We start from the raw sequence: 13,457 nt of genomic DNA on the forward strand, positions 1-13,457 counted from the left end.
GCCTGTGAGAAACCATTCACAGACGAGTAAAATCGTTAAATATTGCCAGAGCCATCAATGAGAAGAGGATTGCCCCTCCCACTCTGTATCCCATTTCCTGAACTTTCTCAGGTACCGGTTTACGAGTAACGGCCTCAATAGCGAAAAACAGCAAATGTCCGCCATCAAGCATAGGCAGCGGAACCAAATTAATAATCCCTAAGTTAACACTAATCAGAGCCAAAAAGCCTAAGAAGTAAACCAAACCGTAATCGGCGGTTGTCCCTGCACCTTTAGCGATTGAAATCGGGCCACTCAAGTTATTTAAGCCAACATCACCAACGATGAGCTTCTTAAGCATTGTCAGCGTCAAACCAATGATTTGACCTGTTTTATCAAATGCTTTTCCTACAGACTCAATTACACCAAATTGTAACTCAAAGCGATAATCTTCTGGCCATTCTGCGACTTCCGGAGCAATACCTGCATAGCCGATTGTCGAACCATCAGAAAGCTCTCGACTTTTTGGTGTCATAACCAATGACTGCTCGGCACCATTTCGCAATACGACCAAGTCCAATGATGTCATTGGATTAGCACGAATTAACTCAACAACCGACTGCCACTGTTCAATAGGTTGCCCGTTAATCTCAACAATTTTATCGCCAGCTTCAAGACCTGCATCGTATGCAGCGCCATCATCAATGATTTGAGCCAGTACGGTCGATATCTCTGGAGAATACGGTCTAAAGCCCAGCGTTGTCATTGCAGATTCAGTTTCTGGGTTGAACGACCAGTCTGAAATATCCAATGTCATTTGTTGCTCAAAGCCGATGTCGTCTTGAGAAGCAACCGTCACTGTCATGGATTGATCACCAATGTGCGATATCAACCCCATATTGACTGATTCCCAATCTGCGGTTTTGATTCCTGAAATAGATTTAAGTTCCATTCCAGTTTCAATTCCGGCTTGTGCAGCAATAGATTGTGGAGTGACTTCACCAATCACGGGCTTAACCGCGGGTACGCCAATCAAAAATACTAACCAATACGCGAACACCGCAAAGATAAAGTTGAATGCAGGGCCTGCACCCACAATCGCCGTTCGTTTCCAAAGCGGCTTCTTGTCGAAAGCGTATTGCTGTTGATCTTCAGAAAGATCGTCAACACGACCATCGAGCATCTTAACGTAGCCGCCCAGTGGAATCACTGACAAGCTGTATTCAGTACCATCACGGCCCACTTTACTCCAGATTGATTTACCAAAACCAATCGAGAATTTTTCAACTTTCACACCACAACGACGAGCGACCCAGAAGTGTCCAAACTCATGAACAGCAACCAGAATGCCAAGCGCTACGATAAAAGATGCGAAGTTCCACAGAATTCCACTCATGCTAGCTGCTCTTTAATAAATTGAATGGCTATTTGACGAGACATATTATCGAGCTCGAGAAGGCTTTCCAAGCTATCTAAACCCTCAGAGTTATGTTGTTCACATACTTTGCTCATAACGTGTTCGTTAATGACAGCAATATCGGTAAACTTCACCTGATTGTTCAAGAAAGCATCGACCGCGATCTCGTTTGCTGCATTAATGGCTGTTGTCGCATGCTGACCTAAGTAGCACGCTTCAATCGCTAACCTCAAACACGGGTAACGACTGAAATCTGGTTCTAAGAAGGTAAGCTCACCCACTTTAGTAAAGTCTAAAGGCTTAACACCCGCCTCGGTACGATTAGGGTAAGACATCGTCAAAGCGATTGGCGTTGCCATATCTGGTTCGCCCATTTGAGCAAGCACAGAGCCATCCTTGTACTGAACCATCGAGTGAATCACAGACTGCGGGTGAATGATGACCTTTAACTGCTCCTGAGAAGCATTAAATAGCCATTTCGCTTCAATGTACTCTAGCCCTTTATTCATCATAGTCGCAGAATCGACAGAGATCTTAGGCCCCATAGACCAGTTAGGGTGTGCAATTGCGCGTTCAGGAGTCACTGATTCGAGTTCAGCCACATCGGTATAACGGAAAGGACCACCAGAACCAGTCAGAAGAATATGGTTAATGCCGTTTTCTTCAAGGTTACAGCGGCCTAGGTTAGTTTGTACGTTCTGCGGAAGGCATTGGAAAATAGCATTATGCTCGCTATCGACAGGAAGCAGCTCTGCACCGTATTTTTCCACGGCGTCGATAAACAACTGCCCAGACATCACCAAAGCTTCTTTGTTTGCAAGCAAGATACGCTTGCCCGCTTTAACCGCAGACATAGTAGGAAGTAAACCAGCGGCACCAACAATCGCGGCCATTACCGTGTCCACTTCCTCTAGAGAAGCAACCTGACACATACCTTCCGGACCTGAAAGTACTGTAACGTTAGGGTAATTTTCGGACAACATGCCTGTCAGCTGAGATGCAGCATCAGGACAAGCCATAGCAACATAGCTTGGTTGCCACTTTTCAACTAACGCCAGCATCTTTTCAACGTTCGAGCCTGCAGCCAGTGCAACGACCGAATAAAGTTCTGGGTTTTGCTCAACGACTTTTAGTGTACTTGCACCAATTGAGCCGGTAGCGCCAAGGATAGTTAGATTTCGCATCACATATGACCGTAGAAATGTAATAAAGGGCAGAAACACTGCCCTTTTTTATTAGAATGCTAAATAAAGCAGAGCAAAGACAGGGAATGCAGCCGTTAAGCTATCTATTCTATCAAGTATACCACCATGACCAGGAATCAGATTACTACTGTCTTTCACTCCGGAAACACGCTTAAACATGCTTTCTACAAGGTCACCAAGAACAGAGATAACAACGGTCACTAGGGTAATAATAATCATGTGAAGAGGGCTGGTGAATTGGATATCAAAAAAATCAGCAAAGATCCAAGCCACGATCACCGCAGTAATAATGCCACCAATAAGACCTTCAATCGTCTTATTCGGACTTACCGCAGGTGCCATTTTTCGCTTACCAAAACTCTTTCCTGAAAAATAAGCCCCGCTGTCTGCAGCCCAAACAAGCAAGCAAACAAACATCACCAGTTTAGCACCGTGGTAAGGATCAGTATCGATACCGTTAGCACGCAGGATAACCACACTCCAGAAGAATGGCAGCAGAGTCAGCACACCAAAGGCGTGACGAAGAAGAGAAGAGGCTTTCCATGCAGGCATAGACTTAGGATAAGTCACCGCCATGCCACTCGCGATTACCCACCAAATCGAGCCAATCGTTAGAATGGCGTAGTGAGCAGTAGACAAGTTATTAAGGCTAAATGCATCAAAAGGGATAAAAGCAAAACTTGCAGCACTTACCACAACCGTTGGAATCAACGCTACATAACGTGATTTGCTTTCAACAAACTGAGTCCACTCCCAAAAACCCAATAGCGAGATTACCGCTAGTGAAAGAATAAATGTAGGAAGTGATAACTCGAAAATACCTAGAATAACTAGGGGAGCTAAAATCAACGCCGTAATAATTCGTTGTTTCAAACCAAAAAATCCTTATTAACTGTCCATCAGAGCTTTAACTTGCTCACCGGTGCATCCAAAACGACGCTCACGGTTAACAAACCAAGTCACAGCTTCTACTAAGCTGTCTTCATTAAAGTCTGGCCAGAATTGTTCAGTGAAATACATTTCGGCGTAAGCCAACTGCCAAAGCATAAAATTACTAATGCGGCATTCGCCACTGGTACGGATAAGTAGATCGACTTCAGGAATATCTGCCATTGTCAGGTGCTGTGTAATCATAGCTTCATCAATGTCATCTACATTAATATCACCAGACTTTACCTGTTGAGCAATAGAGGTCATTGCTTGCTGAATATCCCACTTACCGCCGTAGTTAGCTGCAATATTAATAACCATACCCGTATTGGTGCTAGTCAAAGCTTCCGCTTCTTCTATCTTCTTTTGTAGTCGATCATTGAAACGACTTTTATCACCAATAACACGAAGTTGTAGATTATTTTTATGAAGCTTTTTAACTTCACTCGACAGCACTGAAATAAACAGTTCCATCAAGATACCGACTTCTTCTTCAGGACGACGCCAGTTTTCGCTACTAAATGCAAAAAGAGTAACGGCTTTAATGCCAAGTCTGGCTGCAGAAGAGATAGTTTTACGAACGGCTTGAACACCGTTTTTATGGCCAAAGACGCGAGGCTTGCCCTGAGCTTTTGCCCAGCGACCATTACCATCCATAATGATAGCAATGTGTTTAGGAAGAGAGTCTGTGAACGCTTGAGAATTATGCATAAAAGAGTGAATCAAATTCTAATAGTCGAACAGAGTAGCATAAAAAAACGCTGCACCGTGAGTACAGCGTTTTTCCGGAAAGAAAAGAATATGGAAAATTAAACTTCCATCAACTCTTTTTCTTTAACAGCTAGAACTTCGTCTACGTTCTTAACCGCAGCGTCAGTTAGCTTTTGAATTTCGTCTTGTGCTTTACGATCTTCATCTTCAGAGATTTCTTTATCTTTAAGAAGTGCTTTTAGATCGCCATTCGCGTCACGACGGATGTTACGGATAGCAACACGGCCACCTTCAGCTTCGCCACGAACGATTTTAACTAGGTCTTTACGACGCTCTTCCGTTAGCGGTGGAAGTGGAACACGGATAACTGTACCCGCAGACATAGGGTTTAGGCCTAGGTCAGATGTCAGGATTGCTTTTTCAACTAGAGGAGTCAGCGTTTTATCAAACACTGTAATAGCTAGTGTACGTGCATCTTCAGCGATAACGTTAGCTACTTGAGTCAAAGGCGTTGGAGCACCGTAGTACTCAACAGTAAGACCAGAAAGTAGGCTCGGGTGCGCACGGCCTGTACGAATCTTTTGCAGGCTGTTTTTTAGTGCATCAACACTTTTTACCATGCGCTCTTGAGCGTCTTTTTTGATTTCGTTAATCACAATTTCACCTTGATTATGTTCTTTCTTCAAGAAAGCTTTTTATTTGGAGTGATAAGGATAAGCTTACCAAGGTACAACACCTCAGTAAGCCCGAAAAATTAGTCAGCGTCGCTGATTAATGTACCTTCAGTTTCACCCATAACCACGCGACGTAGTGCGCCTGGTTTATTCATGTTAAATACACGGATTGGCATTTTGTGATCACGTGCTAGCGTAAATGCAGCCAAGTCCATTACTTTAAGTTCTTTATCAAGAACCGTGTTGTAAGACAACGTATCATACAACTCTGCGTCTGGGTTTGCTACTGGGTCAGCAGTAAATACACCATCTACTTTTGTCGCTTTTAGAACTACGTCAGCTTCGATTTCGATACCACGTAGACATGCAGCAGAGTCAGTAGTGAAGAATGGGTTACCAGTACCAGCAGAGAAGATCACAACGCGACCTTGACGTAGTTGGCTGATTGCGTCTGCCCAGTTGTAATCGTCACACACGCCTTTTAGAGGAATTGCAGACATTACACGTGCGTTTACGTAAGCACGGTGAAGAGCGTCACGCATTGCAAGGCCGTTCATTACCGTTGCAAGCATACCCATGTGGTCACCAACAACGCGGTTCATGCCAGCTTCAGCAAGACCAGCACCACGGAACAAGTTACCGCCACCGATAACAACACCAACTTGAACGCCTAGTTCAACCAATTCTTTTACTTCTTGAGCCATACGATCAAGGATCGTTGGGTCAATACCAAAACCTTCTTCGCCTTGTAGCGCTTCACCGCTAAGTTTTAACAGAATACGTTGATACACTGGTTTAGGGTTCGTAGTCATGGAGTTTACCTTCCAAAGAGTTGATGATTAACAGTCATGGATAAAAACTGAAGAGCTCAGTTTGCATTCATAACAGCTAAAAGTCGGAAATAATTCATTATTCATAAAAAGACCGCAGCATTTGCCACGGTCTTTTTCAAACAATACGCTAAGGATTAACCTTTTTGTACCGCAGCAACTTCGTCAGCGAAGCTCATTTCAGCCGCTTTCTCGATGCCTTCACCAACTTCTAGACGTACGAAGTCAGATACTGAAGCGCCTTTCTCTTTCAGGATAGCGCCAACAGTTTGCTTAGGCTCCATGATGAAAGCTTGACCAGTTAGAGAGATTTCGCCCGTGAATTTCTTCATACGGCCAACAACCATTTTCTCTGCGATTTCAGCTGGTTTGCCTTCGTTCATAGCGATTTCAACTTGAACTGCTTTTTCTTTCTCAACTACGTCTGCAGGTACGTCTTCTGGGTTTAGGAACTCAGGACGTGATGCAGCAACGTGCATTGCAACGTGCTTAAGCGTTTCAGCTTCGCCTTCACCAGCAACAACAACACCGATTTTCTCGCCGTGACGGTAAGAAGCTAGTGCAACACCTTCAACGAATTGTACGCGACGGATGTTGATGTTTTCACCGATCTTAGTTACTAGTGCAATACGCGCTTCTTCAAATTTAGCTTGAAGAGCAGCGATTTCTAAACGTTCTGCTAGAGCAACTTCAGCAACTTCGTTAGCGAATGCAAGGAAACCTGCATCTTTAGCTACGAAATCAGTTTGGCAGTTAACTTCAAGAAGAGCAGCTGCGCCGTTTGCTTCTTTGATGATGATTGCGCCTTCAGCAGCAACGTTACCAGCTTTTTTAGCTGCTTTCGCTGCGCCAGATTTACGCATGTTTTCAATTGCTAGCTCGATGTCGCCTTCAGCAGCAACAAGTGCTTTTTTACATTCCATCATGCCCGCAGCTGTGCGTTCACGAAGTTCTTTAACTAGAGCTGCAGTTACAGTTGCCATTCTCTATTCCTCAGTAAATTCTAAAAAAGATAAAAAACAGGGGCCTAATTAATTGGCCCCTGATATTGACTGTATTCAGTCCGTTAAGCCACCGATTATGACCGCTTAATATGAACTAAATATGGCTCAGAGCCGCTATTATTCAGCTTCTACAAAACCGTCTTTTTCAGCAGCTACAGCAGCAACATCTTTGTTACGACCTTCTTTAACCGCGTCTGCAGCAGCGTTTAGGTAAAGCTGTACTGCACGGATTGCATCATCGTTACCTGGGATAACGAAGTCAACGCCGTCTGGGTTAGAGTTAGTATCAACTACAGCGTAAACTGGGATACCTAGGTTGTTTGCTTCTTTAACTGCGATGTGTTCGTGATCAGCATCGATTACGAATAGAGCGTCTGGAAGGCCGCCCATGTTCTTAATACCACCAAGAGATTTCTCTAGCTTCTCCATTTCACGAGTACGCATTAGAGCTTCTTTCTTAGTAAGCTTGTCGAAAGTACCGTCTTGAGCTTGCGCTTCAAGTTCTTTCAGACGCTTGATAGACTGACGAACAGTTTTGTAGTTCGTTAGCATACCGCCTAACCAGCGGTTGTTAACGTAGAACTGGTTGCTGTTGATAGCAGCTTCTTTAACAGCTTCAGATGCAGCGCGCTTAGTACCAACAAAAAGAACTTTACCTTTCTTCTCGCCAACTTTAGCAATTTCAGCTAGAGCGTCGTTGAACATTGGTACAGTTTTTTCTAGGTTGATGATATGTACTTTGTTACGAGCACCAAAGATGAATGGCTTCATTTTTGGGTTCCAGTAACGAGTTTGGTGACCGAAGTGAACACCAGCTTTAAGCATATCGCGCATTGATACAGTTGCCATTTTAAAATCCTCTATGGGGTTAGGCCTCCACATCCCCCATGAATCCGACCCCTAACAACTAACCACTTTTCAGCCGTTATCTGTGTTGTTGAGGCACCCCGGAACATGTGTCGGAATGTGTGTGATTTAAAGAAATAAGTTAGTGGACACAAAGCTTGTTTCGCCAAGTGGAGAAAACAGTCCTGATGTCCGGCGCGCTTTATACCATATTTTGTCTATCTATGGCTAGAAAAAATTCTAAAAATGGCGACTGCTATACTGAACCGTGGCGGCGAATTTCCTCTGTAAAATAGTGTCCTATTCAAATCACGCTGCACCATTAAACCGAACATTATCCACTCAGATTGAGCAGTATCCACCAATATTGTACGGACATGGTAATGTTGCGCTAAAATGCTGCACTGATAGAATAGCCCCAATATGCACACTTAGGTGCTACCAAATTAAGAGATATGCAATGGCTGTAAAAATTAAAACTGCTGAAGAAATCGAAAAAATGCGCGTTGCCGGCAAACTGGCCGCTGAAATTCTAGAGATGATTGAACCTCACATCCAAGTAGGTACAACGACAGAAGAACTGAACAAAATCTGTCACGAGTACGCTCTAGAAAGAGGCGCATACTCAGCACCACTTGATTACCACGGTTTCCCTAAGTCAATCTGTACGTCTATCAACCACATCGTGTGTCACGGCATTCCAGCATCACAAGATGAGACAGGTAGCACAGGTCAATTCAAACCTGCAGTATTGAAAGATGGCGATATTCTAAACGTTGATATAACTGTGATTGTTCCTGATGATGAAAATGCAGACCTAAGCGTTCGTCCACAAGGTTACCACGGTGACACATCTAAGATGTTCCTAGTGGGTGAGGTTTCACCTGCAAACAAGCGTCTGTGCATGGTTGCTCAAGAAGCACTTTACGAAGGCATGCGCCAAGTTAAGCCAGGTGTTCAACTTGGTCAAATCGGTACTGCTATCGAGAAGTACATCAAAACAAACAACAAGAACAACCCACGCGCTAAGTTCTCTATTGTTAAAGATTACTGTGGTCACGGCATTGGTTCTGAGTTCCACGAAGATCCACAAGTAGTTCACTACAAGAACAGCGATCGCACCGTGCTAAAAGCAGGCATGTGCTTCACTATCGAGCCAATGATCAACGCGGGTAAGTTTGGCTGTCGTCTTGATGACGAAGATAGCTGGACAGTATACACAGCAGACAGCAAGAACTCGGCTCAATGGGAGCACACTCTGGTTGTAACTGATACTGGTTGTGAAGTACTAACACTGCGCAGCGATGATACAATCCCACGTATCATGAAGAACGCTTAGTTCACCGAACTGAGCGCATCAGCCTTTTAAAAATATCCTCGCCGCATTGTCGAGGATATTTTTTATCCACTCAATTTCGATTTTCCATCAGCTTCTGTTAAATTGTTTACTATTCTCATTTGCTTGCACGGATAGCAGACTATGCCTTATCAATGCCCTCTTACGTTCAATGACGAACAAATTGAAATCTGCGAATTAAAAAATCAGCTCGAGATCTTCACGCAGTATCAAAAAAATGAATTTCTGAACCACCATCCCGTCACCGATTTGGTTCTACTGCGCTCCGAATACATGGATTTACTTCTCAATCGTTTGTGGGAAAATTTCGGATTCAACAAACTGCCTCATATTTCACTTGTCGCAGTGGGTGGTTATGGTCGTGGCGAACTGCATCCTTTGTCTGACATTGATATTCTCATTGTCTCGCAAAAAACACTACCACCAGCTCTTGGTGAAAAGGTCAGTCAATTCATTACTCTACTTTGGGATTTAAAGCTCGAAGTTGGCCATGCTGTGCGAACTATTACTGAGTGTCTCGATATCGGCACCGATGATTTAACCGTCGCGACCAACCTACAAGAGTCGCGATTGTTATGTGGTAGTGAAGACACTTTCCAAGAACTAAAACTGAAGATTCATTCCGATTCATTTTGGCCAAGTGAGACGTTTTACAAAGCCAAGATTCAAGAACAGAGAGAGCGTCATGCTCGCTACCACGACACCACCTATAATTTAGAACCGGACATCAAATCGACTCCGGGAGGGCTCAGAGACATCCATACCCTGAGCTGGGTTGCGCGTCGCCACTTCGGCGCGACCTCTTTGTTAGAGATGAGCAAATACGGCTTTCTGACCGATGCTGAATATCGTGAGCTCGTTGAGTGCCAAGATTTTTTATGGCGTGTTCGCTTTGCATTGCATATTGAACTGCGCCGTTACGACAACCGTTTAACGTTCGCGCATCAAGCTCAAGTCGCTGAACATCTGGGTTATACGGGTGAAGGAAACCGTGGTGTTGAGATGATGATGAAAGAGTTCTACCGAACCCTTCGTCGTGTTGCTGAACTGAATAAGATGCTGCTTAAGCTGTTCGATCAAGCGATCATCAATGGCGGTCAAACCCAAGACGCTGAAATTCTCGATAGTGATTTCCAACGTCGAGGTTCGTTGATCGAAGCGCGCAAGCCTGCCCTATTCCAAGCAAGACCAGAAACCATTCTCGATATGTTCATCCATATCGCCAATGACTCGACTATCGAAGGGGTAAGTCCACCAACATTGCGACAACTGCGTACGGCACGCCGTCGATTGAACCGATTCCTGCATACCATTCCTGAAGCTCGTGACAAGTTCATGGATCTAGTTCGCCACCCTAATGCCCTGCACAAAGCCTTTAGCTTAATGCACAAATTGGGCGTGCTCTCTGCGTACTTACCGCAGTGGAGCCAGATCGTTGGTCAGATGCAGTTTGACCTATTCCATGTTTACACCGTGGATGAGCACAGTATCCGCCTGCTCAAGCACATCAACCGCTTTGGTCAAATCGAAAACCACGATAAGCACCCTATCTGCTGTGAAGTCTATCCTCGAGTACAGAAGAAAGAGTTGCTGATCCTTGCCGCTATCTTCCATGACATCGGCAAAGGCCGCGGCGGAGACCACTCTGAGATAGGTGCGGTTGAGGCTTACTCTTTCTGTATTGAACACGGGCTATCGAAGCCTGAAGCCAAACAAGTCGCGTGGTTGGTACAAAATCACCTATTGATGTCAGTAACGGCTCAACGTCGTGATATCTACGATCCGGACGTAATCACAGAGTTCGCCAAGAAAGTACGCGACGAAGAGTCGTTAGAACTGCTGGTGTGCCTAACGGTAGCCGATATCTGTGCAACCAACCCAGAACTATGGAACAGCTGGAAACGTACCCTACTCGCAGAACTGTTCCATTCTACGCAGCGCGCACTGCGCCGCGGCTTGGAAAACCCCGTCGATGTCAGAGACCGTATTCGTCATAACCAGCAAATGGCATCTGCACTGCTGCGTAAAGAAGGCTTCACGGCTCGTGAGATTGAGGTGTTGTGGCAGCGTTTCAAAGCTGACTATTTCTTGCGTCACACACATAAACAAATCGCTTGGCACTGTGAGCACTTACTTCGCCTAGAAGACCCAAGGCAACCGTTAGTGCTGATCAGTAAGAAAGCGACGCGCGGTGGCACAGAAGTGTTCGTTTATTGTAAAGACCAAGCAGCACTGTTTGCGACCGTGGTTGCCGAACTCGACAGACGTAACTTTAACGTTCATGACGCGCAGGTCATGGTTAGCAAAGATGGTCATGTTTTGGATACCTTTATCGTACTAGACCAGCACGGCGAAGCGATTGATGAAGCAAGACACAAAGCCGTTGCTAAACATCTGACTCATGTATTGACTGATGGCCGCCCGACTAAGATTAAGACGCGTCGCACGCCACGTAACTTGCAACACTTTAAGGTCAAAACCTTAGTTGAGTTCCTACCAACCAAGAGCAAGAAACGTACCTTGATGGAGTTAAGAGCTCTTGATACGCCGGGGTTATTGGCTCAAGTCGGTGCAACCTTTGCTGAGTTAGACATCAATTTGCACGGCGCTAAAATTACCACCATCGGCGAACGTGCAGAAGATTTGTTTATTCTGACTAGTGAAGCGGGAGGAAGGCTATCTGAAGAGCAGGAACAAGCGCTAAGAGAAAGATTGACGGAGCATGTTTCGGAACTTGCGCCCTAAAAACAGAATCTAATCATCAGATAAGTGTGGGTAAAGATAGAGAGCGATCTTGCCCACAACTTACAATCAATTCCCATATATCAACTATCTAGCTCGTCGTTAGGCTGCTACATTGATCAAGTCAATTACATAAAAGTATTACATTCATAAACTAGAGGTCGCTTATGTATCCAAACCTCACTGGCTTAGGTATCCACGAACCTAAACAGATTGAACGTTACTCCCTTCGCCAAGAAGCTCACAAAGATATTCTTAAGATTTACTTCCGTAAACAGAAAGGCGAACTGTTCGCGAAAAGCGTTAAGTTTAAGTATCCACGACAAGTAAAAAGTGTGCTTGTTAGCGGTGGCAACAATCAATACAAAGAAGTGACAGAGATTAACCGCAACCTCACTCTTGTGATTGATGAACTCAACAAAATCACCAAACCGACGCCAACGGCTGAGGTGGATGTGAAACAGAAAATTCTTACTGACTTACGTCACCTAGAGAAAGTGGTATCGAGCAAGATCGCAGAGATCGAAGCGGATCTAGAAAAGCTAAAATGATCCCGCGATTCACGGTTAGCTATGAACTGGTAACAACTAAATGTTAACTACCCGTTCAAATTGCACAGACATTAAAAAGGGCTGATATCACTATCAGCCCTTTATTTTTTCTTCTGTCTACGTTGACTAGACACGTGTGCGTTTACTTAGACAAACATACTCCAGCATTCACTAAGTTGGTATCCCACTCAAAGGTTTCAAATAACCTTAACCACGTTTCATCTAGGTTGGCCTTCATCACTAACTCTTTTTTAGTGAAAGGATGAATGAAGCGCAATTCAGAAGCATGCAGCAACAGACGGTGTGAGTCTAAATCATCACGAAACAATCGGTTATGTTTACCATCACCATGTGAAGTATCGCCGACAATCGGGTGTCTTAGGTGAGCCATATGACGACGCAGCTGATGTTTACGTCCTGTCTTTGGCATCATCTCAACTAAGCAGTAACGACTGGTAGGAAAGCGACCAGTTGAATACGGTACTTCGACTTTCGCTAACGGCTCGTAAACGGTGACAGCTTCTTGTGGTTCTTTGTCTTCTTTCGCGAACTTATCGGCGATCTTATCCAGTTCAACCTTAAGCGCATAATCGAGCGTATCGCCCTCTTCTATCCACCCACGCACAATCGCATGATAGGTTTTTTGCATCTCGTGGTTGGCGAACATCGGCATCACCTCAGAGGCAACCTCACTCGACAGTGCAAACACCAACACACCAGATGTAGGTCGGTCTAAACGATGCAGAGGAAAGACATGCTGACCAATTTGGTCGCGCAGAGTCTGCATCACAAACTGAGTCTCGTGTTTATCCAACCATGAGCGATGCACTAGCATACCCGCAGGCTTATTCACTGCGACAAAATACTCATCTTGATAAATGATCTCTAACATTACGCACATACCTCATCAATGCTCTGAATTGTCACTAGCAGTTCGACTTTGTCTGCCTCATTTTTCCACACTTCACCAAAATAAGGATGGATAGCAAAGCCTTTCGGTAGGCTCATTTGGGCATCCATCATTGCGTTGATCTTAACGATAAAGATCCACTGCAACCACTCTTCCGGTTGTAACGAATCAATCCCGAAAGGTTCAACGCTCGCCAGAGCTTCATCCGAAGGCGGAAGCGTGCTCCATAGCGAACATTGGCGCATTTGTTCTTCTAGTTGTTGAAGTAAAAGAGGTAACTTTGTGGCTGCTGTCATTTTTC

13 protein-coding genes are annotated in these 13,457 nt (G+C 44.7%); 3 read left to right on the forward strand and 10 right to left on the reverse strand.

Features of this window, described 5'->3' with window-relative positions; all coding sequences use genetic code 11:
• Positions 1-16 precede the first annotated feature (16 nt).
• From rseP to rpsB, 8 genes are all read right to left on the reverse strand, one after another.
• A complete protein-coding gene (gene rseP / locus A6D97_RS05880; protein ID WP_017060736.1) occupies positions 17-1,375 on the reverse strand; it encodes a sigma E protease regulator RseP in 1,359 nt (452 codons plus the stop codon).
• Positions 1,372-2,580 (reverse strand): 1-deoxy-D-xylulose-5-phosphate reductoisomerase, encoded by a 1,209-nt coding sequence (gene ispC, locus A6D97_RS05885; RefSeq protein ID WP_065583995.1) that lies wholly within the window; start codon positions 2,578-2,580, stop codon positions 1,372-1,374. Before ispC ends, rseP begins: the two co-directional genes overlap by 4 nt.
• 51 nt (positions 2,581-2,631) lie before the next feature.
• Positions 2,632-3,474 (reverse strand): phosphatidate cytidylyltransferase, encoded by an 843-nt coding sequence (locus A6D97_RS05890; protein WP_065583996.1) that lies wholly within the window; start codon positions 3,472-3,474, stop codon positions 2,632-2,634.
• Between the two features lie 15 nt (positions 3,475-3,489).
• The gene (locus A6D97_RS05895) at positions 3,490-4,242 is read right to left on the reverse strand and encodes an isoprenyl transferase (protein ID WP_017066400.1); all 753 of its coding nucleotides are present in this window, start codon (positions 4,240-4,242) and stop codon (positions 3,490-3,492) included.
• Positions 4,243-4,340: 98 nt separating this feature from the next.
• Entirely contained in the window at positions 4,341-4,898 is a 558-nt protein-coding gene (gene frr, locus A6D97_RS05905; protein ID WP_017060741.1) for a ribosome recycling factor, read from the reverse strand.
• Positions 4,899-4,996: 98 nt separating this feature from the next.
• Positions 4,997-5,728, reverse strand: a complete 732-nt coding sequence (gene pyrH / locus A6D97_RS05910; RefSeq protein ID WP_017063362.1) for a UMP kinase — start codon at positions 5,726-5,728, stop codon at positions 4,997-4,999.
• Between the two features lie 155 nt (positions 5,729-5,883).
• Positions 5,884-6,729 (reverse strand): translation elongation factor Ts, encoded by an 846-nt coding sequence (tsf, locus tag A6D97_RS05915; protein WP_010436487.1) that lies wholly within the window; start codon positions 6,727-6,729, stop codon positions 5,884-5,886.
• A 138-nt stretch (positions 6,730-6,867) separates the two neighbouring features.
• Positions 6,868-7,599 carry a 30S ribosomal protein S2 gene (gene rpsB / locus A6D97_RS05920; RefSeq protein ID WP_009847420.1) on the reverse strand — a complete coding sequence of 244 codons (732 nt, stop codon included), beginning with the start codon at positions 7,597-7,599 and terminating at the stop codon, positions 6,868-6,870.
• Between the two features lie 457 nt (positions 7,600-8,056).
• Here rpsB and map point away from each other — a divergent pair, with 457 nt between their 5' ends.
• From map to A6D97_RS05935, 3 genes are all read left to right on the forward strand, one after another.
• Entirely contained in the window at positions 8,057-8,935 is an 879-nt protein-coding gene (gene map, locus A6D97_RS05925) for a type I methionyl aminopeptidase (protein ID WP_065583997.1), read from the forward strand.
• A 141-nt stretch (positions 8,936-9,076) separates the two neighbouring features.
• Positions 9,077-11,698, forward strand: coding sequence for a bifunctional uridylyltransferase/uridylyl-removing protein GlnD (glnD, locus tag A6D97_RS05930; RefSeq protein ID WP_065583998.1), 2,622 nt, complete (start codon positions 9,077-9,079; stop codon positions 11,696-11,698).
• 164 nt (positions 11,699-11,862) lie between these two features.
• Positions 11,863-12,246 (forward strand): DUF3461 family protein, encoded by a 384-nt coding sequence (locus A6D97_RS05935; RefSeq protein WP_004734354.1) that lies wholly within the window; start codon positions 11,863-11,865, stop codon positions 12,244-12,246.
• A gap of 142 nt (positions 12,247-12,388) precedes the next feature.
• Here A6D97_RS05935 and truC read toward each other — a convergent pair whose 3' ends face one another.
• Together truC and A6D97_RS05945 are read right to left on the reverse strand one after the other, a co-directional pair.
• The gene (gene truC / locus A6D97_RS05940; RefSeq protein ID WP_065583999.1) at positions 12,389-13,138 is read right to left on the reverse strand and encodes a tRNA pseudouridine(65) synthase TruC; all 750 of its coding nucleotides are present in this window, start codon (positions 13,136-13,138) and stop codon (positions 12,389-12,391) included.
• Positions 13,138-13,452, reverse strand: coding sequence for a YqcC family protein (locus A6D97_RS05945; protein WP_017063358.1), 315 nt, complete (start codon positions 13,450-13,452; stop codon positions 13,138-13,140). Before A6D97_RS05945 ends, truC begins: the two co-directional genes overlap by 1 nt.
• Positions 13,453-13,457 lie beyond the last annotated feature (5 nt).

The sequence above is a fragment of the Vibrio sp. ZF57 genome (assembly GCF_001691235.1).
Lineage (GTDB): Bacteria > Pseudomonadota > Gammaproteobacteria > Enterobacterales > Vibrionaceae > Vibrio > Vibrio crassostreae_C.

What these genes read in the sequence shown, in the direction of transcription:
- rseP (WP_017060736.1), bottom strand. Translation starts at nt 1,375, where the DNA reads ATGAGTGGAATTCTGTGGAACTTCGCATCTTTTATCGTAGCGCTTGGC.
- ispC (WP_065583995.1), bottom strand. Translation starts at nt 2,580, where the DNA reads ATGCGAAATCTAACTATCCTTGGCGCTACCGGCTCAATTGGTGCAAGT.
- A6D97_RS05895 (WP_017066400.1), bottom strand. Translation starts at nt 4,242, where the DNA reads ATGCATAATTCTCAAGCGTTCACAGACTCTCTTCCTAAACACATTGCT.
- pyrH (WP_017063362.1), bottom strand. Translation starts at nt 5,728, where the DNA reads ATGACTACGAACCCTAAACCAGTGTATCAACGTATTCTGTTAAAACTT.
- tsf (WP_010436487.1), bottom strand. Translation starts at nt 6,729, where the DNA reads ATGGCAACTGTAACTGCAGCTCTAGTTAAAGAACTTCGTGAACGCACA.
- rpsB (WP_009847420.1), bottom strand. Translation starts at nt 7,599, where the DNA reads ATGGCAACTGTATCAATGCGCGATATGCTTAAAGCTGGTGTTCACTTC.
- map (WP_065583997.1), top strand. Translation starts at nt 8,057, where the DNA reads ATGGCTGTAAAAATTAAAACTGCTGAAGAAATCGAAAAAATGCGCGTT.
- glnD (WP_065583998.1), top strand. Translation starts at nt 9,077, where the DNA reads ATGCCTTATCAATGCCCTCTTACGTTCAATGACGAACAAATTGAAATC.
- A6D97_RS05935 (WP_004734354.1), top strand. Translation starts at nt 11,863, where the DNA reads ATGTATCCAAACCTCACTGGCTTAGGTATCCACGAACCTAAACAGATT.
- truC (WP_065583999.1), bottom strand. Translation starts at nt 13,138, where the DNA reads ATGTTAGAGATCATTTATCAAGATGAGTATTTTGTCGCAGTGAATAAG.
- A6D97_RS05945 (WP_017063358.1), bottom strand. Translation starts at nt 13,452, where the DNA reads ATGACAGCAGCCACAAAGTTACCTCTTTTACTTCAACAACTAGAAGAA.